General features: G+C 56.5%; 22 protein-coding genes. 7 read left to right on the forward strand and 15 right to left on the reverse strand.

The genetic code is table 11. From position 1 onward, the window contains the following. Positions 1–79: 79 nt before the first annotated feature. Complete coding sequence (locus EGO56_RS09715) at positions 80–829, forward strand: DeoR/GlpR family DNA-binding transcription regulator (RefSeq protein WP_135908795.1); 750 nt, start codon at positions 80–82, stop codon at positions 827–829. Here EGO56_RS09715 and EGO56_RS09720 read toward each other — a convergent pair. Both EGO56_RS09720 and EGO56_RS09725 read right to left on the reverse strand, forming a co-directional pair. Further along, complete coding sequence (locus tag EGO56_RS09720; RefSeq protein WP_238348961.1) at positions 822–1,490, reverse strand: glutamate racemase; 669 nt, start codon at positions 1,488–1,490, stop codon at positions 822–824. The two genes, EGO56_RS09715 and EGO56_RS09720, sit on opposite strands and share 8 nt — an antisense overlap. After that, positions 1,472–1,870 (reverse strand): VOC family protein, encoded by a 399-nt coding sequence (locus EGO56_RS09725; protein WP_135908797.1) that lies wholly within the window; start codon positions 1,868–1,870, stop codon positions 1,472–1,474. Before EGO56_RS09725 ends, EGO56_RS09720 begins: the two co-directional genes overlap by 19 nt. A gap of 231 nt (positions 1,871–2,101) precedes the next feature. On the opposite strand from EGO56_RS09725, the gene EGO56_RS09730 reads away from it, so the two are divergent. Beyond that, the gene (locus tag EGO56_RS09730) at positions 2,102–3,133 is read left to right on the forward strand and encodes an NADP-dependent oxidoreductase (RefSeq protein ID WP_135908799.1); all 1,032 of its coding nucleotides are present in this window, start codon (positions 2,102–2,104) and stop codon (positions 3,131–3,133) included. 39 nt (positions 3,134–3,172) lie between these two features. On the opposite strand, the gene EGO56_RS09735 is transcribed toward EGO56_RS09730, so the two are convergent. The 7 genes from EGO56_RS09735 to EGO56_RS09765 form a co-directional block, all read right to left on the reverse strand. Beyond that, on the reverse strand, positions 3,173–4,033 hold the full coding sequence (locus EGO56_RS09735; RefSeq protein WP_135908801.1) for a PfkB family carbohydrate kinase: 861 nt from the start codon (positions 4,031–4,033) through the stop codon (positions 3,173–3,175). 2 nt (positions 4,034–4,035) lie between these two features. Then, positions 4,036–4,893 (reverse strand): MurR/RpiR family transcriptional regulator, encoded by an 858-nt coding sequence (locus EGO56_RS09740; RefSeq protein WP_135908803.1) that lies wholly within the window; start codon positions 4,891–4,893, stop codon positions 4,036–4,038. Then, on the reverse strand, positions 4,893–5,864 hold the full coding sequence (locus tag EGO56_RS09745) for an ABC transporter permease (RefSeq protein ID WP_135908805.1): 972 nt from the start codon (positions 5,862–5,864) through the stop codon (positions 4,893–4,895). The genes EGO56_RS09740 and EGO56_RS09745 overlap by 1 nt, the downstream gene beginning before the upstream one ends. A 31-nt stretch (positions 5,865–5,895) precedes the next feature. After that, positions 5,896–7,398 (reverse strand): sugar ABC transporter ATP-binding protein, encoded by a 1,503-nt coding sequence (locus tag EGO56_RS09750; protein ID WP_135908807.1) that lies wholly within the window; start codon positions 7,396–7,398, stop codon positions 5,896–5,898. 16 nt (positions 7,399–7,414) lie between these two features. Further along, positions 7,415–8,455 carry a sugar ABC transporter substrate-binding protein gene (locus EGO56_RS09755; RefSeq protein WP_135908809.1) on the reverse strand — a complete coding sequence of 347 codons (1,041 nt, stop codon included), beginning with the start codon at positions 8,453–8,455 and terminating at the stop codon, positions 7,415–7,417. A 51-nt stretch (positions 8,456–8,506) separates the two neighbouring features. Next, entirely contained in the window at positions 8,507–9,487 is a 981-nt protein-coding gene (locus EGO56_RS09760) for a TIM barrel protein (RefSeq protein WP_135908811.1), read from the reverse strand. A gap of 300 nt (positions 9,488–9,787) precedes the next feature. After that, complete coding sequence (locus tag EGO56_RS09765; protein ID WP_135908813.1) at positions 9,788–12,145, reverse strand: membrane-bound PQQ-dependent dehydrogenase, glucose/quinate/shikimate family; 2,358 nt, start codon at positions 12,143–12,145, stop codon at positions 9,788–9,790. A gap of 665 nt (positions 12,146–12,810) precedes the next feature. Between EGO56_RS09765 and EGO56_RS09770 the strand changes: the two genes are divergently transcribed. Both EGO56_RS09770 and EGO56_RS09775 read left to right on the forward strand, forming a co-directional pair. Next, entirely contained in the window at positions 12,811–13,815 is a 1,005-nt protein-coding gene (locus EGO56_RS09770) for a GT-D fold domain-containing glycosyltransferase (protein WP_135908815.1), read from the forward strand. A gap of 190 nt (positions 13,816–14,005) precedes the next feature. After that, positions 14,006–15,328 (forward strand): MFS transporter, encoded by a 1,323-nt coding sequence (locus EGO56_RS09775; RefSeq protein WP_135908817.1) that lies wholly within the window; start codon positions 14,006–14,008, stop codon positions 15,326–15,328. Positions 15,329–15,439: 111 nt separating this feature from the next. Here EGO56_RS09775 and EGO56_RS09780 read toward each other — a convergent pair whose 3' ends face one another. Next, on the reverse strand, positions 15,440–16,870 hold the full coding sequence (locus tag EGO56_RS09780) for a purine-cytosine permease family protein (RefSeq protein WP_135908819.1): 1,431 nt from the start codon (positions 16,868–16,870) through the stop codon (positions 15,440–15,442). A 236-nt stretch (positions 16,871–17,106) separates the two neighbouring features. After that, positions 17,107–17,562 (reverse strand): winged helix-turn-helix transcriptional regulator, encoded by a 456-nt coding sequence (locus tag EGO56_RS09785; RefSeq protein WP_135908821.1) that lies wholly within the window; start codon positions 17,560–17,562, stop codon positions 17,107–17,109. Positions 17,563–17,688: 126 nt separating this feature from the next. On the opposite strand from EGO56_RS09785, the gene EGO56_RS09790 reads away from it, so the two are divergent. Continuing rightward, positions 17,689–18,900, forward strand: a complete 1,212-nt coding sequence (locus tag EGO56_RS09790) for an MFS transporter (protein WP_135908823.1) — start codon at positions 17,689–17,691, stop codon at positions 18,898–18,900. After that, complete coding sequence (locus EGO56_RS09795) at positions 18,897–19,781, forward strand: EamA family transporter (RefSeq protein ID WP_135908825.1); 885 nt, start codon at positions 18,897–18,899, stop codon at positions 19,779–19,781. Before EGO56_RS09790 ends, EGO56_RS09795 begins: the two co-directional genes overlap by 4 nt. Before the next feature lie 11 nt (positions 19,782–19,792). Here the strand turns inward: EGO56_RS09795 and EGO56_RS09800 are convergent, their stop codons facing one another. The 4 genes from EGO56_RS09800 to EGO56_RS09820 all read right to left on the reverse strand — a co-directional run bounded on the left by EGO56_RS09800 (position 19,793) and on the right by EGO56_RS09820 (position 24,060). After that, positions 19,793–20,425, reverse strand: coding sequence for a DapH/DapD/GlmU-related protein (locus tag EGO56_RS09800; RefSeq protein ID WP_135908827.1), 633 nt, complete (start codon positions 20,423–20,425; stop codon positions 19,793–19,795). 632 nt (positions 20,426–21,057) lie between these two features. After that, positions 21,058–22,359 (reverse strand): PQQ-dependent sugar dehydrogenase, encoded by a 1,302-nt coding sequence (locus EGO56_RS09810; RefSeq protein ID WP_135908829.1) that lies wholly within the window; start codon positions 22,357–22,359, stop codon positions 21,058–21,060. A gap of 12 nt (positions 22,360–22,371) precedes the next feature. Continuing rightward, positions 22,372–22,779: a DUF2231 domain-containing protein gene (locus EGO56_RS09815; protein ID WP_013357848.1), complete on the reverse strand. Its 408-nt coding sequence runs from the start codon at positions 22,777–22,779 to the stop codon at positions 22,372–22,374. A gap of 165 nt (positions 22,780–22,944) precedes the next feature. Next, positions 22,945–24,060 (reverse strand): ABC transporter substrate-binding protein, encoded by a 1,116-nt coding sequence (locus EGO56_RS09820; protein ID WP_135908831.1) that lies wholly within the window; start codon positions 24,058–24,060, stop codon positions 22,945–22,947. Positions 24,061–24,407: 347 nt separating this feature from the next. Between EGO56_RS09820 and EGO56_RS09825 the strand changes: the two genes are divergently transcribed. Continuing rightward, on the forward strand, positions 24,408–25,562 hold the full coding sequence (locus tag EGO56_RS09825; protein WP_135908833.1) for a mandelate racemase family protein: 1,155 nt from the start codon (positions 24,408–24,410) through the stop codon (positions 25,560–25,562). Positions 25,563–25,612: the final 50 nt, after the last annotated feature.

Below are 25,612 nucleotides of genomic sequence, written 5' to 3' on the forward strand. Positions count from 1 at the left end.
CTCTCCAGGATAAGTAGACAGCCCACACGCTATCATGCACAATCGTGCACATTCAAGAAAAAACACGCAAAGGAAAGAGATGCTATCCAGCCAGCGTAAACAGAAAATCCTTGCCCTGCTCGCTCAGGAAAAACAGGTGCAGTCGCGCGACCTCAGCCAGCGCTTCAACCTCTCTGAGGATTCTATCCGCCGTGACCTGCGTGAGCTGGCAGCGGAAGGTTTATTGCAGCGGGTGCATGGCGGTGCGCTGCCGGTTTCCGCTGCGCTGGGCACCTTTGAAACACGCAAAAGCGTGCAGACTGCGTCAAAACAGGTCATTGCCCAAAAGGCGGTTTCGCTGATTCAGCCGGGACAGATCGTACTCATTGATGGCGGGACCACCAGCGCGGAACTGGTGCGACAGTTACCTGCAACGCTGAGCTTTACCGCCGTCACCCACAGTCCCAGCGTGGCGCTGGCATTAGCCGATCATCCACTGGTGGAGATCATACTGGTTGGCGGACAGCTCTATAAGCATTCAGTGGTGACCGTAGGTGCATCGATGCTGGAGTCGATCAATCGCATTAATGCCGATCTCTTTTTTATGGGCGTTACCGGTGTGCATCCGGCTGCCGGGCTGACCACCGGCAATTTCGAAGAGGCGACGGTGAAGCGTGCGCTGGCAGGACGTGCAGCAGAAACCGTGGTACTGGCGTCAGCCGAAAAGCTGAATTCCGCCTCAGCTTTTGCCATCGGCGACTTGTCGCTGGCCAGCACGATGGTTGTAGAAACGCAGCCGGACGACGCACTGCAACAGGCGCTGAGCAAGCATAACGTAACGATCATCTGAGATCGTAGCACGCCTGCAAAGCCAGATGCGGACCGGTCAGCGGTCGCCGGGGCGCGGGAAACTTTTGGGCAACCGGCGTCATTGAGCTTTGCGCCAAAGCCACCGCAACGGCGCCCTGCTGATACGCCTGCTCTGCGGCTGCCGCGATCAGGTCAAAATAGCGTGTTGTGTCCCCCGCTTTAAACGCCGCCCATGCGTCCTCCACCAGCGCAACCTCTGTCTGGCTGCCGGGCTGGCAGAAAAGCGCCCGCGTCGCCGCCAGCGTAGATTCTGCCGCACAGAGCGCCACGGTCGGCCCCGTATGACGCTGCAATGCCGCCGCTAACATGCCGTCGGTGCGCATGACCCGATCCTGCACGGAGAAATCATCGGCAACCGGTCCCAGCGTGGAACAGGTAATCAGTACCGCATCGAACTGCGGCAGCATTGCTTTAATCAGTTGCGCGATACGGCAGCGTAACTCCGCCATCATCCCGCCGCTGCGTTCCGCCTCGGCCAGCAGCGAAGGCATCACCAGGTGATTTAGCGGCGAGTTGTCACGCCCTAATGTTGTGGCGGCATCATCAAAGATCGCGATATTGCTGGCAGCGGTGTGGAAGCAAAGAATATTCAGGGTGAGTTCCTTTTCTGATGGGTGCAGGATCAGCGTGTGGGTTGCCACAAGCCATGCTGGATAACGACACGATAACCATCCTTGTCGATAAATGTCACGCCCCGCTGATCCCAGAAAGGATTAAAGGATGGCACCCGCTGGAAGCCTGCGTCATCCATAGAAGTACAACGAAACAGCCAGTCTGGCTGGTGGGGAATGTAAAGCACCAGCAGATCGTCTTCCGTTGGCGCTGGCCGGACGGGATGGGTATGGCAGAGCGTGAATTCGAGATGCCAGCCCAATCCCTCCGCGCCCAGCATCACACCACTAAAACCCTGATGATCGGTAAACTCACCGATTTCCTGCAACCCCAGCCCGTGGCAATAGATCTGACTGCTTTGCGTCAGGTCAGTCACAGGTCGGGCAATTCGCAAATGCTGAGTAGTCATGGTTATCTCCCTGTTCAGTTCACTGATATTTATCACACTCTTCAGCGCTTCCTGTGATCCTGGATGCTAACAACCGCCCAGGCAGTTCCATCAAACGACCGTATTTGCAAATGACGCAAAATCCGCTTACCGCTCACAGCGCTAAATGCATTCCCGCTGCAGTCATCTACACTTTCCCGGTATTCATACGGCAATGCCCAGTGCATCGCCCGGCGATAAAAGGAAGACAATATGACTGAACAAGCAACCCAGAACCATGCCTGGTTACTGGCTTCACGCCCTCACGGTGAGCCGACCAAAGAGAATTTCCGCCATGTGGCGCAGCCCATCACGGAAATCAAAGAAGGCGAAGTACTGCTGAAGACCATCTACCTCTCACTCGATCCCTACATGCGTGGCCGGATGGACGACGGTAAATCTTACGCCGCGCCGGCAGAGTTGGATCAGCCAATGGTCGGTGGCACCGTCTGTCAGGTCGTCGAATCGAAAAACAGCGATTTTAAAACCGGTGACTGGGTCCTGGCGCAGAGTGGCTGGCAGGAGTATGCCGTCTCCGATGGCAAAGAAATTGCGAAGCTGGGCAACGATCTGCCGCATCCGTCATGGGCGCTGGGCATTCTCGGAATGCCAGGCTTTACCGCCTATATGGGTCTGATGGATATCGGTCAGCCGAAAGCGGGTGAAACACTGGTCGTCGCCGCGGCAACCGGTCCGGTAGGCGCAACAGTGGGTCAGTTAGGTAAGCAGAAAGGCTGTCGTGTCGTCGGTGTCGCGGGCGGTGAAGAGAAATGCCGCTACGCGGTCGATACGCTGGGCTTTGATGCCTGCCTCGATCACCACAGTGCCGACTTTGAAGAGCAGCTGAAAAACGTCTGCCCGGATGGCATCGATATCTATTTCGAAAATGTGGGTGGCAAAGTGTTTGATGCGGTATTCCCGCTGCTTAACACTGCCGCGCGTGTACCGGTCTGTGGCCTGGTTTCCGCTTACAGCCAGCGCGAACTGCCTGAAGGCCCGGACAGAACCTCACTGATCATGGCGGGCATTCTGAAGCGCCGTATCCGTATGCAGGGCTTTATCATCTTCCAGGATTACGGTGACCGTTATCCTGAGTTCCTGGAGGCGATGCGTCCTATGGTGGAGAGCAAAAAAATCCACTATCGCGAGCACATGATTGAAGGGTTAGAGAACGCACCACAGGCGTTTATCGATATGCTGAATGGCAAAAACTTCGGTAAAACCGTGGTGAACGTCGGCGCATAATGGTTAGCGTGCCACGTCACTGACGTGGCACGCGAGCAATCAGTGCGGCTGCCGGGAAACGTGTTCGGCAGCTGCCCGGTTAGCGTCGCTCACTGCCTCTGCCAGCGTTGCGCCAACACTTAACCGCTGACACAACACCCCGACAAAACAATCCCCGGCACCATGGGTGCTGACCAGCGTCACCTTCTGCGCGGCCAGCGTGTGCGTCTCTCCCGCCTCGCTGTAAGCCACACCCTGTTCACCCGCTGTTACGACCACTCTGGCAAACCGGCTGGCCAGCGATTCTGCGGCCTCGCGCGCGGACGTCAGATCCTGCACGCTAATTCCGCACATATCGCGCGCCTCAATGGCGTTCACCACCAGCAGATCGATACAGCCTTCAAACGCTGCCGACAACGGCCGGGCGGGCGCGGCATTAACGCAGACCATAATATCCCGCTGCTGTGCCGCCTGGGCCGCGCTGAGATTCACTGCTTCCGGAACTTCGTTTTGCAGCACCAGCAGCGAGATATCCTGCCAGAAGTCGGGCTGTTCAAAGGACTCCAGCGGGATCTGCTGATTAGCATTAGAGACCACCACCGCACCGTAATCCCCTTCGGCATCGCTAATCGCCACGCTCATACCGGAGGGAAGCGCATCGCTAACACTCACATAAGCGCAATCGACTCCGGCCTGCTTAAGATGATCCAGCAGGAACTCTCCCTGCTGATCGCGCCCCACCGCCCCGGCAAAACGTACCGCTGCACCTGCACGGGCCGCCGCCACCGCCTGATTACCCCCTTTGCCACCAAACTTATAGTGACAGGCGCTGCCCATGACCGTTTCGCCTTTCTCCGGACGATGATGCGCGTCCAGCATAATGTCGTAATGAAGACTGCCGGTAACTGCAATTTTGCTCATAGCTAGAATTCCCGCAGGTCCTGAACCGCATGCTGGGTTTTCATCAGGTTCTTCTCCGCCCGCTTCAGATCTTTCTTGGCGATAGCGACAAACAGCGCATCCAGAATATTCAGCTGGGCGATGCGTGACGCGGCGTTTTCACCCAGCAGATGCGATCCCTGAGAGGTTGAATTGAGGACAACATGCGCACTCTGCGCGATCGGGGATTCAGCGTAGTTGGTAATGGCGATCACCTTCGCGCCATTTTTTCCCGCCAGTCTGACCGGATCGTTCACAGCACGTGTCGCACCCGAATGGCTGATGGCGATAACCACATCGTCATCAGATAACACGGCGGCTGACATCAGCATAATATGGGCGTCGTCATAAGCGGTCGATTTGATGCCAATCTTCAGCATCTTGTGCGACAGGTCGCGCGCCACAGCGGCAGAACCGCCTACGGCATAGAGATCGATATGACGTGCTTTAAAGATGATGTCCGCCGCACGGTTAAATTCAGAGACATCCAGAATCGATAGTGTTTCTTCGATTGCCTGGATAGAGGTTCTGAATACTTTAGCCAGCAACTGCTCCGATGAATCATCCGGCTCAATTTCCGCATGCAGCCCCGCCACTTCAGACTGGTTGTAATAGATCAGGCCACTTCTGAAATGCCTGAAGCCGGTGAAGTTAAGTTTTTTGGTAATCTTAACGATCATCGCTTCAGAGACATTATTCTCCTGTGCAATCTCCTTTAAAGATGACTGCTCGGTAATATCGGTTCGGGCAATTATCGCCTCCGCCACACGACGTTCTAACGGCGTCAGCTGGGGCAAACGCATACGAATCTGAGCGCCAATGGCTCGCGGATCTTGCTTCATTACTTGCCTCGGGTCGCCCGGTCAATCAACATCGCTATGATAATAATAAGGCCGGTAGCGAGCAATTGATAAAAGGCCTGAATGTTCAGCAAGGTCAGGCCATTACGTAACACCCCGAGGATCACCACGCCAATCAGCGTGCCAAAGATACTTCCCTTACCGCCCATGAGTGATGCGCCACCAATGGCCGCCGCCGCGATAGCGTCCAGCTCCCACAGGTTGCCGATAGTCGGTTCGGCGGCACCCAGACGACCAATCAGAATCAGCGAGGCGAGTGAGGCGAGCAGACCGGAGAAGATGTAAACCGTGACTTTGGTGCGCTTCACCGGCACACCCGCCACCCGCGCTGCCTCTTCATTGCCGCCAATCGCCAGAATATATTCCCCCAGCGGCGTCTTGTTCATCACCGTCCATAGCACCAGCGCAATCACCGCCACAATCACAATCGGCGCCGGAATACCAAAAAGCGTGCTGTTAATCAGACTGCGGAACGCCAGCGGAATACCGAAAACCGGATTGCCACCGGTGTAGATCAGCGCGATCGCCCGGAACAGCGACAGCCCACCCAGCGTGACGATGAACGGCTGCAGTCCCGCATAGGCAATCAGCGATCCGCTGAACAGGCCGCATAACGCGCCGACACCCAGCGTCGCAAGGATCGCCAGCGGCACCGGCACACCCGCCACCATCAGGGTCGCGCCCAGCACCGCCGAGAGCGCTGCCGTGGGGCCGACCGAGAGATCAATACCACCGGAGATAATGACCAGCGTCATACCCAGGGCAATCAGGGCGTTGATCGAGGACTGCTGCAGAATATTCAGCAGATTTGGCAGCGTAAAAAAAACCGGCGACAGAAACGAAAATGTCACCACGATAATCAACAGGCCGATCAGGGTTCCGGCATCGCGCACGTTAAATTTAAGCCGCAGCGCAGGTCGGATACCCGGGCCGGTTGAGGTTTGAGTCGTCATAGTTATCACCTTAAATAGTGTCGGTAAGCGGTCAGGCGGGCTGATCGATATCTTTAATGGCATAACGGGCAATGTTCTCTTCGGTGATTGCGCTGCCGGTGAGCTCTTTGGTTATCCGTCCCTCGCGCATCACCAGTACCCGGTCAGAAACGCGCATGATCTCGGTCATCTCTGACGACACCACCACAATGGCTTTGCCCGCCTGGGCCAGTTTTTCAATCAGGTGATAGATCTCCGACTTGGCACCAATGTCGATGCCCCGGGTCGGCTCATCAAACAAGAACACATTGGCATCTGCCGCCACCCAGCGGCCGATGATCACTTTTTGCTGATTGCCGCCGCTTAGCGTGCCGATGGTTTTTTCGATATCGAGCGGGCGCAGTTTCAGCTCGCCCATCACTCTCAACGCCTCACGGTCAAGGCGGGCCTTGTTCATCAGCCCCCCCGAGGTAAAACGGTGCATCGACGGCAGCGCCATGTTCATCTTCACTGCCCGCTCTTTGATAATGCCCTCTTTCTTACGATCCTCCGGTACCAGGCCTATGCCCGCTTTGATCGCCGCGCGCACGTTGTGGTTCTGCACTGCGTTGCCGTTGACGCTGACCGTGCCACCGGTGCGCCTGTCGATACCGGCAATCAGCTTCAGCAGTTCGGTGCGCCCTGCACCCACCAGCCCGGCAATCCCCAGCACTTCGCCGGCACGCACGCTGAAACTGGCCGCGACCACCTCATTGCCACGCGTCAGATCCTCTACCCGCAGCACTTCGCGATCGGTCACAAATGCCTGATGGTCGGGCTTGTCGATCTTCCGCCCGACCATTCTGGCGACGATACTCTCCTCATCCTCATCACTGATGTTGAACACGCCGACCTGCTTTCCGTCACGCATAATGGTGGCGCGATCGCAGACCCGGAAAATTTCATTCATCTTGTGCGACACGTAGATCAGCGAGACGCCGGTCGACTTCAGATCGCTAATCAGCTCTGCCAGTCTGTCGAACTCGCGGGGCGTCAGGCTGGAGGTAGGCTCATCCATGGCGATGATTTTCGCGTCATCCAGCAGCGCCCGGGCAATCTCAACAATCTGCTGCTGCGACACCTTAAGGTTTCTGATCGGCGTATCGGGATCGATGGTGGGATCCAGAGTCTTCAGAATCAGCATCGCCCTTGCCAGCTGGGCTTTTTTATCCACCCACCAGCCGCCAGCTCGGGTCAGCGGGCGTCCCAGGAACATGTTCTGCGCCACGGAAAGCTCAGGGACATGCTGCAACTCCTGATGGATCATGGCGATCCCGGCCTGACGAGCGCTGAGGGGGCTGCGGATCTGCACCCGGTTTCCATTAACGCTAATCTCTCCGCTGTCCGCGCCGCGTACGCCAGAAAGGATATTCAGCAGCGTCGATTTACCCGCGCCGTTTTCCCCGATCAGCGCATGCACCTCGCCGGGCCGTACTGAAAAATCGACATCCTGCAGCGCAGCGGCGTTACCGTAACTTTTGCTGATGCTGCGCATCATTAAGCGAACCTGTTCCATATCTGCTCCCGCCGACTTATTGCTGGGCCAGCAGCTGGCGCAACCGGTTGTTGTCTTTAGTTGAGAACGCGTCAGCATTTTCTTTGGTGATCAGCGCCTGAGGCGTTGAGATGACGCGCGACAGCTTCTGTCCATTGATGAGACGGATCATGACGTCCATCGCCACTTCACCGGTGAGTACCGGGAAACTGTCCACCGTGCCGGTAAGTTCACCGCGCTTGATCGACGCATAGGCGTCGGAGATACCGTCAGTACCGAAGATCGCTACCTGTGATGCTTTGTTCTGCGCCCGCACCGCTTCCACCACGCCCAGCGCCATAGTGTCGTTGTTGGCATAGAAGCCGATCAGATCGGGATGCTGCTGCAGTATGGTTGAGGCGGCATTAAAGGCCTGCTCACGACTCCAGTTAGCTGGCACGCTGGCAACGATGGTGAACTTACCGTTACTGTCCAGCGTCTCTCTGAAGCCCCGGGTACGCTGTCCGGCGGCATAGACCCCCGGCTGCCCTTCAATCACTGCCACCTTGCCGCCCTGCGGATGATGCTGAATAAACCACTTCGCCACGCGCACGCCGTTATCCTTCTGAACATTGCCGACGTAGTAGCGCACATTCGGCATCACCGCATCGTTGACGTTCACCACCGGGATATTTTTACTGCTGGCACTCTCCAGCGCAGGCTCCAGATTAATGTCGGTCTGGGGCGACACCAGCAGACCGTTAAAACCCTGCGAGATCAGAGTTTCCGCAATCGACAGCTGACCGAGCTGATCGTCCTCATTGGCCGCTGCCTGATACGCGACGGTAATGCCATATTTCTTTGCGGCGTTCTGGTAGCCCTGGCCGAGCAGGCGCCAGTACTCATTGGTCAGGGTTTTCGATACCCCGCCAATCTTCAGAGACGCGTCGACTTTCGGCAGCGTGCCATATTTCGTGTCAAGCTGGCTCCAGTCGGTGCGATCCGGTTCAGTGTCTGACTGCAGCGGGGCCAGTTTTGCCGCATAGACGGTGCTGCAGAGCAGTGAGGAGGCGATAAAGGCAAGCAGGCGTTTTTTCATTTTTTATTCTCAGCGTATTGGTAGAGTTTTTTGTTATGCAGGGTGCCGTTGTTATCGCGCCAGCATGATGTCATTGACGATTTGCTGGGAGGCCACCGCATCCTGGCGCTCGATGGCCGCCAGTAACGCCGCGTTGCCGTGCAGCTGGTCACACAGCCTCAGCAGCCGGGTCACGGTCGCGATATTGCTTTCTGCTTCCCGGATCGGGTCAAGCCCGCTGGCATCCGGGAAGGTATCGAAGTAGTAGGCACCGTTGTAGCCATCGCGCTGCATCTGCCAGAGAAACTCCAGCGTGGCGCGCGGGTTAACCGAGCCAACCATCAAACCGTCGTCACGTTTGCCCCAGCCATCATTCAGGTCCAGCCCCAGCAGCCGTGAGCGGCGCGCCACCATTGCAGCGGCACAGGCCGGAATTTCATTGGCAAACAGCACGTGCGCAAAATCCAGCGTGATCCCCAGATTGGCGCAGCCCGCCTCTTCTACCGCCAGCAGACAGGTGGTTGCGTTGGGGAAGATGCTGTAGGCGCGCGGCTCATTGGGTTTATATTCAATGCTCACGTCAACGTCCGGTGCATACTCCGCTACTTCACGAACGGCGCTGACCGCATCCTCCCAGATCTTCTTATAGTCCGCCTGGAAGCAGTAATCGAAGCCGTCCTGCCCCATCCACAGCGTCATCAGCCGCGAACCAAACTCACGGCCGGCGTCGATGCCGCGTTTAGTCAGCTCAATCGCTTCACGCCGCACTCTGGCATCAGGATGGGTAAACGCGCCGATTTTGAACTGCGGCGCATCCCAGCGCATCTGCATGCCGTTGACGGCCAGACCCGCATCTTCGATCGCCTGCCGCAGTGTGGAAATATCACTGGTGAGATGCTGGGGAAAGTTAAGGTCGAGATGCGTTAAGCCTTTTACCTTGCCTGCGCGGGCAATCATCTGCAGCACAGAGGGCTTGCCCTGCTGATCGGGCCAGTAAAGGTGCGCCCCCGAGGCGAATGAGTTGAGACGAGTGGCAAATTTCAGTTCCGACATGAGCATCAATCCTTCAGAGTTCGCTTGTGAAGTACTTTTCATATTCACGATTAGTTGTGAAGTCATATATTAATCTACGCCTCGCAATGCAATGCGCAAGTCTGTCAGGACGGGGAAATCCTTAAACCGGGAGCGTGGTCACGAAATAGTTTCAGTGTGGTAATAGATAACGCTGGTGCTATGAGGGAGGAATTTAAAATAAATACAATAAGTTGCAGTACGAAGCCGGGTGTGAGATGAGGCGTGCAAAAAAGTTAAAAAGCTGAGCGCCAGGGCGGCGCTCAGCAGGTCAGGATGATTTTACTTCAGACGGAACGCGACAACGCTGTCGCCCGCCGTGGTGCCAAGCGAGCCATGGCCGCCTGCGGCAATCACCACATACTGCTTACCATCTTTGCCCATAAAGGTTGATGGCGTGGCCTGTGCACCCGCGCTCAGTTCCGTCTGCCACAGCAGCTCACCGGTGGTGCTGTCGTAAGCACGGAAGAAGTTATCTGCCGTTGCGCCGTGGAACACCAGATCACCCGCCGTCAGCAGCGGTCCACCGTGCGCCACCATCCCCATCGGGAAACCGAGCGGGAAGCGGCCAGGCAGGAAGCTGGTTTTGAGGTTTTTGGTGGTGCCAACGCGACGCAGCCATTCGGTTTTGCCGGTGGTGAGATCCACTCCCACCATCCGTCCCCACGGTGGCGCGATACAGGGAATACCCAGACCCGACGCCATCTGCTGGATGTGGATAGCGTAATCTCCGTGGAAGTTCTCATTCCAGTACGGTGTGCCATCTTTGGTGAAGGTACGCTGGGTTTCGGTTTCCGGCGTGCGCTTGATCAGGTTGTACTTGTAGGCCAGGCGCACCGGTGCCGCAATCAGCATCTGACGCTGTGGATCAACCGCCACGGAACCCCAGTTAAACACCCCGATATTGCCCGGGAAGATCAGCGAGCCTTTTTCGGTTGGCGGCGTCCACGGGTTACCGTCATAACGCAGTTCACGGAAGGTGGTACGGCAGGCCATCTGGTCAAACGGCGTGATGCCCCACATCGACTTCTCAGTCAGCGGCTGCGGAATGAAGTTCAGGCTGGAGACCGGCTGGGTCGCCGCGTACTGCTCGCCCTTGATGCCATCCGTGGAGACCTTAACCTGCTCTACCGGGTAAACCGGTTCGCCGGTCAGGCGGTTCAGCACAAACAGGTTGCCGGTTTTGGTCGGCAGGATCACCGCCGGTTGCGGTTTGCCCTGATAGTTGATGTCTACCAGCGACGGCTGTGACGGGTTATCGCGATCCCACAGGTCGTGGTTCGAACTCTGATAACGCCATTTGAACGCACCGGTTTTCAGATCCAGTGCCACCAGCGCATCACGGAATTTTTCGGTATTGCTGGCAGGATCGCGTTCAATGCCGACTTCATCCGGCGAGGCGTTACCAAACGGCACATAGACCAGACCGTTTTTCAGGTCGGCGCTCAGCGTAGCCCAGGCGACCGGGGTATCCTGCGGATAGGTTGCGTCTGCGGCGACCGGTGCGGTGTTATCCGGATTAGCCGGATCGAAGTTCCACATCAGACGACCCGTAACGGCATCATAGGCACGGATCACACCCGATGGGTTGCCGCTGTTGAAGCCGTTATCCATCACAGAACCGCCAACAATCACCAGATTGCCTGCCACCAGTGGTGCGGCAGTCTGCATCAGCGCATGCGGACGCACCTCGCCCATGTTGGCGCGCAGGTTTACCACGCCGTTGTCACCAAAGTCAGCACACGGCTTACCGGTGTCAGCATCCAGCGCCAGCAGGCGGGCATCGGTGGTCGCATTGAAGATACGTTTGCGGCAGATAGCCGGGGATGCGCCTGTCTGCTGCTCTGCCTGCTGACCGGCATCGAAGTAGCTCACGCCACGGCAGGTCTGGTGCTGCTGCAGATAAGAGCGGTTTTTATCCGGCGCTGTTTTCCACTTCACCGCACCGGTTTCCGGGTCAAGAGCATGAACCTCGTTGTGCGGCGTACAGAGGTAGAGCATGCCGTTGGCTTTCAGCGGCGTCGCTTCAAAGGTGTATTCGGTTGCATCATCACCCTGACGCAGATCGCCGGTGTGATAGGTCCAGGCCACTTCCAGATCTTTGACGTTATCTTTAGTGATCTGCTTCAGTGCCGAGAAACGCTGGCCATCTGTGGTCCCGCCATAGGCGTTCCACTCTTCAGCAGCACCGCCGGTCGCGGAACTGTTACGCTGGGTATTGATGGTGCCCTGTTGCGGCAGCGGATCGTAGAAGCAGAGGCCAGTCACCAGCAGCACCATCAGCACCACGGAGCCGCCAAGGAAAGGATGGAAGCGACGCTGTCCCTGATAGAGAGGACGCACCACCCACGGCATAGCCAGCCAGACACCCAGCACACCAAACAGGTCGCCGCGCGGGATCCACTGCCACTTATCGAAGCCCACTTCCCAGATCGTCCAGAACAGCGTGATCCACATCAGCAGCGCATACAGCGTCAGTGCACTGCGTTTGTTCATCATCAGCAGAATCGCGCTGAGCAGAACGCCTACCCCCATCAACGCATAGAACGCGCTGCCTCCTGCAAGCAGAAGTTGTCCTCCCATGTAAATCAGGGCGATAGCAAATATCACCATGATTACACTGGTTATTTTATTTATCATGATCCATCCTCGGGTCATTAGCGGTCATCAGAAAATTAAGCTGGAAACATAAATTCAACGAGATCTTAACTTACGTGAGAAATATGTAAAAACGTGTATAAGCGTAACCCATTAAAAATATTTATTAATAATGTCGACTGCAGGGGCGCTGAGACCGCTTTATTTACTTTCCTAAGGGGTGAATACGCGATATTCATCACAAAAAATTAACGATAGGCCGTGAGTTATCGCACCTTTTGTTCAAAGGCGAATAATTAACAGACCAGCCGCGCTTCATGAACGCCAGCTTAAGTGTGATCAGACAGGGATAACGAGTGTCAAATAAGCATAATGGTTTATTCACTCAGTTCTGCAACAACTCTTAATGCTAAAATCAGAAAACTTAGTGCGCTGCTGTTTTAAACCGTCTGGTTATCAGTGCTCATGCGGTTTCAATGATTTTCAGATTATTAATTCTGGCAATTGACTTTGCTCTGCCATTATTTTTTAACGCTGCCTTCAGCAAGGAATAGATTAATAATGAAAGGGATTCTGGTGAGTAAAACGTTTTAAGATATTCCGTAGCCCGACCCGACTTTTATCTGTGATATATATCGTCACTCTTATAAAAATTTATCCGGCCAGCAGGCGGGATTTTCACTGACAGCAATAACCCAAGGATAATTATGTCCGCACTTAACGCTATTTATCGTAAGTTTCGTTTCCCGTTTAAATTTATTAATGCGGCCATTCGCTATCCTGCCGCGCAGGCACGGGTAAAGCGTTATTCCGTCATGTCGATAGAAGAAACTATTGATCTGCTATTACGTAAACCGCAATTATCACTGGCCCGTTACGGCGACGGGGAACTGGAGATGACCTGGTATAAAAACATTGGCTTTCAGCCATTTGACCCAAAACTGTCGGCAAGACTCAAGGCGCTGCTGCAGCAGACGCCTCAGGACAACCCGAACTGTCTGATTTGCCTGCCAGATGCTTTTCGCACCACCCGCAATATGAAAAATGGATCGGCCCTGTTCTGGTTCTTCCATAAATCATTTTACTTTAAACATTATGATGCTCTGCTGAATCATCAGTACCAGTATGGCAACACCTCTGTTACCCGCCCTTATCACGATTATAAAAGCAAACAATTATCCAGAACGATATTCGATAAATTTAAGCAGCTCTACCAGGGTCGCCGGGTATTAATTGTTGAAGGCAGTGGCACACGTCTGGGATTAGGCAATAATTTACTGGAGGGGGCCAGTGAAATTAAACGCATTACGACGCTGAACCGTAATGCTTTTTCCGTTTATGATCGTCTCTTCGATACGGTATTAGCGAATGCAGTCAACTTTGACCTGGTCTTAATTTCTTTAGGCCCGACGGCAACCGTGCTGGCGTATGATTTAAGTCAGCGCGGAATTCGCTGTATTGATAGCGGCCATGTCGACATTGAATATGAGTGGATGCTGGCCAGTGCCACCAGCAAAGTAAAAGTGGCAGGAAAAAATGTTAATGAAGCGGGCGTGCTGCTGAGTGAACAGACAACAGTCGCTGATGCGACGTATCAGCGGCAGATTTTGCAGCACGTTGGCGAAACGCCACAGGATAAAACCACGGCTGCAACGGAAGTGGTGGTTATCCCGCTGCCCCACGTCAGCAGCACCCATCATAACGCAGCCTGAGGTTCACCACCGACAGGCAATGACTGCACCGCATTGATGCGCAGGCGAATAATTAGCGGGATCAGTTAACCCGTTAAGCGCAGGCTCAGCAGCCCGCAGCCTCTGTCAGCCCGGGTTTTGCCGGATGAACCTCTTTTCCGGCATTACTCTTGCTTCGGCTCTCCTGAGACATTTAATCAGGAGACGTGAGATGACATCCAGCCGTTACCGTTACACCATATTTTCACTGCTGTTCCTGATCGCCCTGATCAACTACATCGATCGCGGCGCCCTGTCGTTTGCGGCCAACGCCATTGCGGCGGAGTACCACTTCAGCAAAGTCCAGCTCGGTGCCGTGCTGGGTTACTTTGGCTTTGGCTATCTGTTTGGTTCGCTGTGTGGCGGCTTCCTTGCCGACCGTATCGGCACGAAGAAAGTCTGGCTGCTGGCTGGTGTGCTCTGGTCTTTGCTGGAGATCGCCACCGCCTGGGCCGGTGAACTGGGCATGGCGCTGTTTGGCGGCTCCGCCATTATGGGCTTTGCGGCCCTGCGCATCCTGTTTGGTTTTTCTGAAGGCCCGGCCTATGCGCTGATGAACAAGGCGATTGCCCACTGGGCACCCGACAACGAGCGCGGCTTTGCGCTGGGCATCGGCCTGCTCTCTACCCAGGTTGGCGCGCTGCTGACCGCCCCGATCGCGGTTGGCCTGCTGCTGCTGACCCATGACTGGCGCATGATGTTTATCCTGCTCGGCGTGTTCTCCCTGCTGGCGATGGCACTGTTTGCCCGCACCTTCAGCGACAGCCCGGAAAAGAGCCCTCACACCAATGCCGCTGAACGCACACTGATCCAGCGCGGTCAGCGCCGCAGCGCAGGCGACAGCGTCTCCCTGCCCTGGTGGCGCTTCTTTACCAGCCGCACGCTGGTCTGCAACGCGCTGGGCTACTTCTCATTTCTCTACATCACCTTTACCCTGGTGACCTGGATGCCGAAGTATCTGCAGGATAATTTCCATTACGACCTGCACTCGCTGTGGTACGTGGCGATGATCCCCTGGAGTGGTGCCTGCATCACCGTGCTGCTGGGCGGCCGTATTGCTGATGCCCTGCTGGCCCGCTTCGGCAACCTGCGGCTGGCGCGCAATCTGTTTGCGGCGGTCACGCTGTGCGGCACCGCCTGCTGCTTTATGGCGATCCCCTACGTACAGTCGGCTGCCGGGATTATCGCACTAATGACGCTGGGCAATGCGCTGAATGCGCTGGTGAATAATGTCTACTGGTCGGTAGTGATTGATGTTACCCCAAAAGCGTCGGTCGGCACCTACAGCGGCATGACACTGGCCATAGCCAACCTGGCGGCAATTATCTCTCCGATGCTCTGCGGCTGGCTGGCGGAATATTACGGTTACAACGCGATGTTTACCGTCACTGCAGTCATCGCCTTCGGTAGCATGCTGGCGATGACGCTGCTGCAGCCAGAAAAGCCGCTGGTGGCCGAAGCGCAGACTGGCGCGGCAGATGTTTCAGCGGCCTAATCTCAGGCAGGAAGATTCCCTGGCATGACGGCTTGCGCCTTAGCCTGACACCCTGCCGATCACACATTCAGCCCGGAACAAAAGCCGCCTTTCATGGCGGCTTTTACCTTTTCACATAGCGGTATAGATTGACTGTTCAGGTCTGCCACGACGATCCCAGCGGCTGGCAAATAGCCATAACAGCGCCGTCGCAAACCAGCCGATGATCCACGAGACATCATTGCCGGCAAAAATCCAGGTCAGCGAGCCATGGTGCAGCGGATTATCAATAAACGGCAGTTGCACCACCACCCCCAGGAAATAGACGGTGATACCGGCCAGATTCCAGCGTCCATAGCGTCCATCCGGCTGCGACAGTGCCGGGACATCGACCCTGCCTTTGGTAATCAGATAGAAATCGGTCAGGCTGATCGCGCTCCAGGGCACAAAGAAAGCCAGCAGGAAGAGCAGGAAGTGGGTGAAGGATTTCAGGAAGGCCGGTTCACTGAGCAGAGCAATGACGCAGGCCAGCGCCACCATCAGCACCACAAACAGAATGCGTGCGCCCCGACTCAGCGTGGTTTGCTGACGGAAGCCAGATACGATGGTCGTCAGTGACATAAAGCTGCCGTACGCATTCAGCGTGGTAAAGGTGATTTTCCCAAAGCAAATTGCGAAATAAATCACCATTGCCATGGTCGCCGTGCTGCCCATGCTCACGATGTAACCCACCTCATTACCTGCAAACGCACTACCGGCAATAGCCGCGACGATCACCCCCAGCGTCATTGACGCCTGCGTGCCAAGCACGGTGCCGAAAAAGACCGCGCTGAACAGTTTCTTTGCAGAGACATCAGCTGGCAGATAGCGCGAATAGTCCGAGACGTAGGGACAGAAGGCAATCTGCCATGACGAAGAAAGAGAGACCGCCAGCAGGAAATTCGCCACGGTAAAGTGCTGATTCTGCCAGACGGCGGATAAGTCATGCGCAGAGAACAGCGTGATGAACAGATAAGCAAAGGCTAAAACGCCGATAACGCTCGCCACTTTCCCCAGCTGATGGATGACACGATAGCCCAGCACCGCAATGATCACGATAAGGATGCTGAACAGAATCATTCCGGCTGAATTGCTGACATGGATAAGTTTAGCCAGCGCCTGTCCCGCTAACACTGTCCCGCTGGCTGAAAACCCCACATACATCATGCAGACCAGCACCAGCGGAATAACGGCACCAAATACGCCAAACTGCATACGGCTGGTGATCATCTGCGGTAAACCCAGGCGCGGTCCCTGGATCGCATGCAACGACATGATCGCTGCACCCAGAATCTGACCCACCAGTAAGCCAATGAGCGACCATACAACGTCGCCACCCAGCACCACGGCCAGCGCACCCGTGACAATGGCCGTGATTTGCAGGTTGCCCCCAAACCAGAGCGTAAACTGGCTAAAGGGATGACCATGGCGTTCGCGCAACGGGATGTAATCAATGGAACGGGTTTCTGACAGGCGCTGTTTCTCTGCGCCTGAATAGTCTGCTGCAGATGTTTTGACCGACATAGATTCCTCGCTGAAACAGTGAGAGACGCGTTAACTGAAAAGGTGAAGTACCCGGATCAGGGTTGAAAATACATGTCTATACAATCAGCGAGAATGTCATGCGCATCGGCAAGTTACAAGGCAACCTGTCATTGGAAAATGTGATGATATCGACAGGCTGACAATCATGATCGGGATTGCGTGGAATGTCAGGCCTGCCAGATTCAGAGAGTGCAAAGGCGTTAATCCTCTGACAGTTAACCTTCAGCCACCACCCGCTGGCGATGACAGTCTGCCGGGTCCAGTTTTTGCCCCGTTGAGGAACAGACCTCCAGGCGCGGCAGCGGCTTGCCTTCTGCATTATCCAGCAGCACCGAGTGCGTCTCGCCCTTCTCAAACAGATAGCGCTCGCCCCACTGACGCATAGCCACTACCACCGGAAACAGCGCACGGCCTCTCTCAGTCAGGACATATTCGTTGTAGGCGCTGCCATCGGAGGCTGGCGCAATCTCAAATACCCCCATCTCCACCAGCTGCTTCAGGCGCGACGCCAGGATGTTTTTCGCCAGCCCCAGATTGCGCTGAAAATCACTGAACCGGCGGACGTCATCAAAGGCTTCACGGACGATCATCATGCACCAGCGTTCCCCGATTGATTCCAGGGTTCTGGCAACCGGACACTCACTGGTTCTCAGGGATTCCTGCTTAGCCATGTTTTCTCTCACTTTGCCTGTCTGATGAAGCCAGCTTAGCCAGCCGGAAAAGAAGTTGCAAAAAAAAACCTCTCCTGATAATTATGTTGCAACCTGGTTTCAAATAAAAACCACTCAGGCGCTGTTATGACTACAACAACTGGCAAGACTTGTCCTTCTGAAGCAGATTCGCCGGCCGCTGCGACGCCGATGCTTACGCCCCGGATGATCTTTTTGTTCTCACTTACCTCTGCGCTGGCGGTCGCCAATGTTTACTCGGCGCAGCCATTGCTGAAATCGATAGCCGCCAGCCTGAATGTTTCCCCTGGCACCATTGGCGCGGTGGTGACGGCCACGCAGGTCGGTTACGCCATCGGGCTGATCGTTCTGGTGCCGCTGGGCGACTGCGTGAATCGCAAAAAACTGGTGGTTATCCAGCTACTGCTTTCCGTGCTGGCATTAACCGCCGCGGCTTTCGCGCCCGATCTGATGACGCTGCTGGGCGCGATGCTGCTGGTGGGGTTAATGGCGGTGGTCACACAGCTGATGGTGGCCTGGGCCGCCATGCTGGCATCGCCCGCGCAGCGCGGGCGGGTGGTCGGCAGCGTGACCAGCGGCATCGTGATCGGCATCCTGCTGGCGCGCTTTGTTTCGGGGATGATTGCCGATCTGGCGGGCTGGCGGACGGTCTTTCTGACAGCCGCCTGCCTGTTGCTGCTGATCTCGCTGGTACTCGTAAAAGTGCTGCCCACCTCAACCGGTCAGGCGCAGCGCACCGCTTACCCGCTGCTGTTACTGTCAGTTTTGCGGCTATTCCGTACAGAACCCCAACTGCGCAAACGTGGCATCCTGGCGCTGCTGATTTTCGCGGCCTTCAGTATGCTCTGGTCCTCGATGGTGCTGCCGCTGACCGCCCTGTCGCTGTCACACACTCAGACCGGGATGTTCGGACTGGCGGGCCTGGCCGGTGCGCTGGCGGCCACCAGAGCAGGCGCATGGGCTGACCGTGGACGGGGCCAGCGTGCCACCGGCTTAGCCCTGGTGCTGCTGACCCTCTCCTGGCTGCCGATAGCCGCGCTTCAAAGTTCGCTACTGCTGCTGGTTTTCGGGGTGATCCTGCTCGATTTTGCTGTTCAGACAGTGCACGTGATTAATCAGAGCCTGCTCGTCACTGCCCGCCCCGAAGCGGCCAGTCGTCTGGTCGGTGCGTACATGTGCTTTTACTCGCTGGGCAGTGCGCTGGGTGCCATCGCGGCAACTCAGCTTTACGCTCACTGGGGATGGCAGGCTGTCTGTTATGCTGGGGCAGCCGTCAGCGCCTCAGCCTTTCTTTACTGGTATGGAGCACGTCAATCATGAAATTATCGCATCTGCTACTCGCCGTGCTGATCACCGCCATCTGGGGCGTTAACTTTTCCGTTATCAAACTCGGGCTGCATGCGGTCGATCCCTTTATCCTGGCGGGCATCCGCTTTACGCTCTGCGCCCTGCCCGCGCTGTTCTTTATCCGGAAACCGGACGTGCCGTGGCGCTACCTGATCAGCTACGGCCTGGTCTTCGGCATCGGTCTGTGGGGACTGGTGAATCTGGGGATTAAAACCGGGCTGTCGGCGGGCATCGCCTCGCTGCTGTTGCAGTTCAGCGCCTTTTTCACCCTGCTGCTGGGTGGCTGGGTATTCAGAGAGCGTCTCAGCCGCTATCAGGTCGCCGGATGTCTGCTGGCCTGCGCCGGTCTGCTGAGCATTTTCTTTATTACCGATGGCTCGGTGACCTTCTCCGGCATGCTGCTGGTGCTGGCAGGCGCGATCGCCTGGAGCATTGCTAACATCATCAACAAAAAAGCGGCGACCCGGCAGGTATTTGCGTTTCTGGTCTGGTCGAGCGCCTTTGCACCCATCCCGCTCTTCCTGCTGGACGGTCTGGTCAATGGCAGCGCGGGCTACCATGCGCTGTTCACGCAGCTGGATATGAAAGCGGTGTTATCAATACTGTTTCAGGTCTATCCCAACACCCTGCTGGGCTACTGGGTATGGAACTGGCTGCTGAAACAGTACCCGGTCTCCACGGTGGCGCCACTGTCGCTGCTGGTGCCGGTGTTCGGCATTCTGGGCTCAGTGGCGATATTTGGCGAAACGGTTTCAGCTCAGAAAATCGTCGCGCTGATGCTGATCGTCGCAGGGCTGGCAGTGGGACTTTATGGGCAGCGGATCGTGCGCTTTATCGGCGTGCGAACCGGCTGACGTTGAGATAATTATTCCCCGTGCCGCTGGCAGAACGCGTCGATGTCGCCGTGCTGAAAATCGGGCAGATTCGCGAGCAGTTTCTCCAGTGGCCAGTTCCACCAGGCAATGCGCTGCAGGCGGGCGGCAATCGCAGGCGTAAACCGGACCCGCAATGGCCGGGCCGGAACACCGCCCACCACGCTGTAGGGCGCAACGTTTTTGGTTACGACTGCGCCCGCGGCCAGCACCGCACCATCGCCAATAGTCACGCCGGGCAGCACAATCACGCCGTGCCCGATCCACACATCATTGCCTATCACCACCCGATCGGCACGACGGGCAGCAAAGAAGCCCTGATCGCGCCGCGCGTCGGGATGGTAATACTCCGGGCAGTAGGTAAAGCGATGCTGCGAAGCGCGGTCCATCGGATGATTCGGCGCACCAATCCGCACCTGATTGGCAATGGCGCAGAAACGTCCCACCTGGGTGTCGGCCAGACAGCAGTGCTCACCCACATAGGAGAAGTCACCCAGCTCGCTGTATTCCAGCACGCTGTGCGCCAGGATCTCGCACTGCTGACCCACGGTGGTTTCCCGCATCCGTACACTGTCATCAATCCAGGTATCGGCTAATCGGGCGGGCATAACGGCGGCAATGGACATATTACTCCCTGTCAGGATAAGCAGCACCCCGGCGGCGTGCTTTTGCCGCACCACCTTACCCGCCTTTAATGACAGAGAATTGACACAGAAAAAAGGCGGAGTGGTTAGCTCCGCCTTGTTTCAAGTTCCGGTTAACCTGCGTGACCGGTCAGTTGCATAAGGGCAACGATGATCTGCAAGATGACCCGGATAAGATCCAGAATCAGCTTAGTCAGTTCCATCACTTTCCTTCTCCTTTTTCAGGAGCGCGCTATTCGGCAACCAGGGCTTTGACTCTACCCGCCGGGTGCCTGAGCACATCTTTGTGGAGAGGGCTGAGCGGCACTCATGGTTAAAGCCACAGGCCAGCACCACCTGATGCCTGCCGGGATTTTTAAAACCGTGCCCCTGGGAGCGGCCAGTCGACAATGAGGCGATGCTCAACACTCAACACATGTATAAACATACAGTATTTTGGCGAAACTTGAAATCCTTAGCCGCACATTTTACAATCTTGTTTGTGGAGAGTGCTGAGCACCTCGTTCGTAGCGCGGTTACCAGCCGGGTAGCGAACAAAAAAATAAAGGATTTGGCGCGATGCCAAATCCTTTTTTTATGCCTGTTTTACGGCGATAACTCAATCCGCGCAGAACTTATTTCGCGGCGCTGATACGCCAGATGGTGTTCCCTGCGTCGTCAGCAATCAGCACGCCGCCCTGTTTGTCGCTGGCGAGACCGACCGGCAAACCACGCACCTGCTTTTCATCGTCCGTCAGGAAGCCCGAAACCACCGTCTGTGGCTGCCCCACCGGCTTGCCGTTCTCGAATTTCACCCACACCACTTTATAGCCATTGAGCGGCGTCCGGTTCCAGCTGCCATGCTCGCTGATAAACGCACCGCCACGGTACTGCGGCATGTTATCACCACCGTAGAACAGCAGGCCCAGCGGCGCGACATGCGAACTCAGGGCATAATCGGGCTTGATTGCCTTCTCAACCAGGTCGGGCCGCTGCGGTTCGGCACGGGTATCCACATGCTGACCAAAGTAGCTATAGGGCCAGCCGTAAAAGCCTTTATCCTGCACCGAGGTCAGGTAGTCTGGCACCAGATCGGAGCCGATTTCATCACGCTCGTTGACGATCGCCCACAGCTTGCCGCTCTGCGGTTCCCACTGCAGGCCGGTCGGATTGCGCAGACCGCTGGCGTAGATACGGCTGGCACCGCTGGCCGCATCCACTTCCAGTACCGCTGCCCGGCGATACTCTGCGCCAATGCCGTTTTCGGTGACGTTACTGTTAGAGCCAACGCCCACATAGAGCTTGCTGCCATCGGGGCTGGCTAACAGCGCCTTGGTCCAGTGGTGGTTAATCGGTCCGCCCGGCAGCTCCGTTACCTCTTCAGGAGCAGTACGGATCTCCGTGTCACCTTCGCGATAGGGGAACTTCACCAGGCTGTCAGCATTCGCCACGTAGAGCGTGTTGCCAATCAGCTGAATACCAAACGGCGAGTGCAGATTCTCAATAAAGCGATGCTGCTCCCATTTGCCATTGACGTTGCGCAGCAGCGTAATCCGGTTGCCGCCTGCGCCGCCCTTGCCTGACGCTTTCTGGACGATGCCCATGATCAGCTGTTTAGGTCGGGTGGTCGGTTTGGGCGGGCCATTGGATTCGGCGACCAGTACATCATTGTTTGGCAGCACGTAAACCTGACGCGGATGCTGCAGATTCTCAGCAATCTTCTCAATCTTCAGGCCATCAGCCACTTTTGGCATTTCACCGGCTTTCCAGGGCGTGCCTTCCGGCACCTGCATCGGCGGCATAAAGAAATTCTGCGCCTGCGGCAGTTCGGGATTGGGTCCGATCTGCTTTTGCGGATCGACCAGCGCACCATCATCACAGCCTGCCAGCAACGTGGTCAGGGTCAGCGCGAGCAGCGTTTTATGCGGTATGTTCATGGTGGCTCCTCCTTAAGCGCTACGCTGACGTAACGCAAGTTGCACATTCGCCAGCAGCAGCAGCGCTACTACCAGCGTCGAGAGCGTTACGCCCAGCGGGATCACAGCGGCGGCATCACGGCTGTGAATAAACGCATTGACGATAGCGATGATGATGGCCACCAGCCAGAGCCAGAAATGGCCCTTTTCCGCGCTGTCACTGCCGCGAAACAGATAAACCAGTGCAATAAGGCGTGGCACGATGGCCAGTATCAGTCCCAGCGCAATCAGCCAGCCTGCGGCATCCGTCCAGAACTGCACAAAGGTCTGCATGTAGAGAATGTCAAACAGCCAGGCCGCCACAAAAAAGCCCAGCGGCACCGGCTCCAGCAGAGCATACAGCGTCACGGCAAACGCCGATCTTCCCAGGGTATTGCGCATGTTTCTCTCCATTTTTAACGTGAATGCGGACCAGGTCAGATGTCGCGCTGCTCAGAGCAACCGACCCCGCGCCTGTAAAAGATTAGTAAATCTGAAGAGAAACAGAGGGTTTATTCGGAGGGAATTGCAAATCAGGCGGATGACGTCCCTGTCATCGCCGGTCAGTCAGGGCTTATCGGCGGGTAAGGTGACCCAGTAGCCTGGCTGGTAAGGCAGCGGCAGGAACTTCTCGTGGAACGCGCGGAAGGTGGCATCCGGATCGACATCGGCAAACAGGTCAGGATGCAGCCATTTCGCCAGCGCCTGAATCGCCACAAACTGATACGGGCTGTCATAGAACTGATGCCAGATGGCGTGGACGTTGCCGTTATGCGCCACCGGCAGGGTTTTAAAGGCATCGCGCATCATCAGTGCCTTAAGACGCGCCGTCGCGTCGGTGACATTCGCACCCGGACCGACGCCGACCCATTTGCCCACGGTGTTGTAGTTCTTCCAGTTTGCGCCGGTCACCACCACCACATCCGGCTGGCTGGCGATAATCTGCTCCGGGTTAACCGTGCCGAAGGTGCCAGGGATCAGGTCTTTCGCGATGTTGCGACCGCCTGCGATCTCCACCATCTGACCAAAGTTCTCATTGCCGAACGACATACAGCATTCGTCGCTGTAGCCGCCTGCGCGGTCGATCATCACTTTCGGGCGATAGCCGGTGAAGTTCTTCAGCCGCGAGGTGACAAGGTCAATCTGCTGCTGGCGGAAAGTGATGATCTCCTGCGCGCGTTCCGGTTTGTTCACCAGTTCGCCCATGATGCGGATACTTTTCTCCGCGTTAACCATCGGCGCTTCACGGAAATCGATAAACACCACCGGCACACCCACGGCCTGCAGTTTTTCAATCAGCTTGCCTTCATCGGTCGCCGCTTTCGACTCCAGATTCATCAGCACCAGATCGGGCTTCAGGGTTAGCGCCTGCTCGACGTTAAAGGTGCCATCTTTTGCGCCGCCGAAGGTCGGTAATTTTTTAATTTCCGGATAACGCTTCTCATAGGCCTGATAACCGTCCCAGTCCGCCTTGTGAAGGTCATCACGCCAGCCAATCACCCGACTGAACGGGGCGTCGGTATCAAATGCGGCCAGCAGATAGATCTGACGGCCCTCACCCAGAATGATGCGCTTTGCCTCCTGCGGCACCTCGACCTGACGGCCTGCAACATCGGTAATCATTTTGGCCGAAGCCGTCCCTGCCAGCGTGAGCAGCCCCAGCGCTAAAAACCATTTTTTCATTATGAAAACCCGCACAAATGATAATGAGAATTATTAATGTAAAGCGGCGTTACTATCACCTAAAACAGCGTTCAGGGGAAGTCATGCGGTTAAATGTTTTTTGCGACGAGGTTAACGCGCTGAGCGGCCATTAACAGCGAGCTTAATCAGGGAAAAAGCGCAGCGTGTTGCTGCTCACAAAACGGATAGCTTTCGTGAATATGCTCACAACACCCTGGGCGGCTGCACACATATTAGCCGTTAATCGTATCAATTTGGCCAGTGCGTTAATGAATTGTGAGCGCTAGATTGAAAATGAAACAGCGTTTTAATAATTCATCAGGACAGCCAGCCACAGGAGCGTAACCGTGAAAATCAGCGCCATAGATGTCACCCTTTTTACCTATCCCACCCGGCGCGTTGCCGACAGCGCCGGCCACTCCCATCCCGGCCCGGAAAATGATGCGCAGATGGCGCTGTTGACCCTGACCAGCGAGGATGGCGATTGCGGCTACGCCTTTGCGCCGCCGGAAGTCGTGCGATCACATGTGGTTGATGCCTTCTTTCGCAAGGTGCTGATCGGTCAGAACGCCTTTGACCGCGAGCGTCTGTGGCAGGATCTGGTGCACTGGCAGCGCGGCAGCGCCCACCAGCTTACCGAGCGTGCCCTCTCCGCTGTTGAGCAGGCGCTGTGGGACCTGATTGGGCGCAGGCTGAAACAGCCGGTGCATAAACTGCTGGGCGGCTATCGCGAGAAGATCCCGGCTTACGGCAGCACCATGTGCGGCGACGAGCTGAGCGGTGGTTTATCGACGCCGGATGAGTATGCACAGTTCGCGGAAAAGCTGGTGGCACGGGGCTATCAGGCGATCAAGCTGCACACCTGGATGCCGCCGGTTGCCTTTGCGCCCAGCCCGGCCATGGACATTAAAGCCTGCGCAGCGGTGCGTGAAGCGGTTGGCCCGGATATCGCACTGATGCTGGATGGCTACCACTGGTACAGCCGCAGTGACGCGCTGACCATCGGCAAGGCGCTGGAGAAGCTTAACTTCACCTGGTTCGAGGAGCCTATGGAGGAGGAGAGCATGGCCTCTTACGCCTGGCTGGCGGACAACCTCTCAATCGACGTGCTCGGCCCGGAGAGCCTGGGCGGCAAACATCACAGCCGCGCCGACTGGGTCCGTGCCGGTGCCTGCGACATTCTGCGTGCCGGGGCCAATGGCGTAGGCGGCATCTCCGCCACGATGAAAGTTGCCAGTCTGGCGGAGGCCTTCGGCATGGATTGCGAAGTCCACGGCAACGGCGCAGCCAGCCTGGCGGTGGTCGGGGCTATTCGTAACTGCCGCTGGTATGAGCGCGGCCTGCTGCATCCCTTCCTGGATTATGAGACGCCGCCTGCGTATCTCAACAGCCTGATTGATCCGATGGACGATCGGGGCTTTGTCACCCTGCCCACCCGCAGCGGGCTGGGAGAGGATATCAACTTCAGCTGGATTGAGACCCACACGCTGAACCGCTGGTAATGAAGTACGGCAAACAATAATAACCCCGTTGCCGCGCAGCCCTGATGACG

The sequence above is a fragment of the Pantoea vagans genome, assembly GCF_004792415.1.
In the GTDB taxonomy this organism is placed as follows: domain Bacteria; phylum Pseudomonadota; class Gammaproteobacteria; order Enterobacterales; family Enterobacteriaceae; genus Pantoea; species Pantoea vagans.

Excerpts from the sequence above, each read along its gene's own strand:
- EGO56_RS09790 (WP_135908823.1), top strand. The coding sequence starts at position 17,689 with ATGACTACAACAACTGGCAAGACTTGTCCTTCTGAAGCAGATTCGCCG.
- EGO56_RS09755 (WP_135908809.1), bottom strand. The coding sequence starts at position 8,455 with ATGAAAAAACGCCTGCTTGCCTTTATCGCCTCCTCACTGCTCTGCAGC.
- EGO56_RS09810 (WP_135908829.1), bottom strand. The coding sequence starts at position 22,359 with ATGAACATACCGCATAAAACGCTGCTCGCGCTGACCCTGACCACGTTG.
- EGO56_RS09745 (WP_135908805.1), bottom strand. The coding sequence starts at position 5,864 with ATGACGACTCAAACCTCAACCGGCCCGGGTATCCGACCTGCGCTGCGG.
- EGO56_RS09795 (WP_135908825.1), top strand. The coding sequence starts at position 18,897 with ATGAAATTATCGCATCTGCTACTCGCCGTGCTGATCACCGCCATCTGG.
- EGO56_RS09775 (WP_135908817.1), top strand. The coding sequence starts at position 14,006 with ATGACATCCAGCCGTTACCGTTACACCATATTTTCACTGCTGTTCCTG.
- EGO56_RS09715 (WP_135908795.1), top strand. The coding sequence starts at position 80 with ATGCTATCCAGCCAGCGTAAACAGAAAATCCTTGCCCTGCTCGCTCAG.
- EGO56_RS09820 (WP_135908831.1), bottom strand. The coding sequence starts at position 24,060 with ATGAAAAAATGGTTTTTAGCGCTGGGGCTGCTCACGCTGGCAGGGACG.
- EGO56_RS09750 (WP_135908807.1), bottom strand. The coding sequence starts at position 7,398 with ATGGAACAGGTTCGCTTAATGATGCGCAGCATCAGCAAAAGTTACGGT.
- EGO56_RS09800 (WP_135908827.1), bottom strand. The coding sequence starts at position 20,425 with ATGTCCATTGCCGCCGTTATGCCCGCCCGATTAGCCGATACCTGGATT.
- EGO56_RS09815 (WP_013357848.1), bottom strand. The coding sequence starts at position 22,779 with ATGCGCAATACCCTGGGAAGATCGGCGTTTGCCGTGACGCTGTATGCT.
- EGO56_RS09765 (WP_135908813.1), bottom strand. The coding sequence starts at position 12,145 with ATGATAAATAAAATAACCAGTGTAATCATGGTGATATTTGCTATCGCC.
- EGO56_RS09725 (WP_135908797.1), bottom strand. The coding sequence starts at position 1,870 with ATGACTACTCAGCATTTGCGAATTGCCCGACCTGTGACTGACCTGACG.
- EGO56_RS09730 (WP_135908799.1), top strand. The coding sequence starts at position 2,102 with ATGACTGAACAAGCAACCCAGAACCATGCCTGGTTACTGGCTTCACGC.
- EGO56_RS09735 (WP_135908801.1), bottom strand. The coding sequence starts at position 4,033 with ATGAGCAAAATTGCAGTTACCGGCAGTCTTCATTACGACATTATGCTG.
- EGO56_RS09770 (WP_135908815.1), top strand. The coding sequence starts at position 12,811 with ATGTCCGCACTTAACGCTATTTATCGTAAGTTTCGTTTCCCGTTTAAA.
- EGO56_RS09740 (WP_135908803.1), bottom strand. The coding sequence starts at position 4,893 with ATGAAGCAAGATCCGCGAGCCATTGGCGCTCAGATTCGTATGCGTTTG.
- EGO56_RS09780 (WP_135908819.1), bottom strand. The coding sequence starts at position 16,870 with ATGTCGGTCAAAACATCTGCAGCAGACTATTCAGGCGCAGAGAAACAG.
- EGO56_RS09760 (WP_135908811.1), bottom strand. The coding sequence starts at position 9,487 with ATGTCGGAACTGAAATTTGCCACTCGTCTCAACTCATTCGCCTCGGGG.
- EGO56_RS09785 (WP_135908821.1), bottom strand. The coding sequence starts at position 17,562 with ATGGCTAAGCAGGAATCCCTGAGAACCAGTGAGTGTCCGGTTGCCAGA.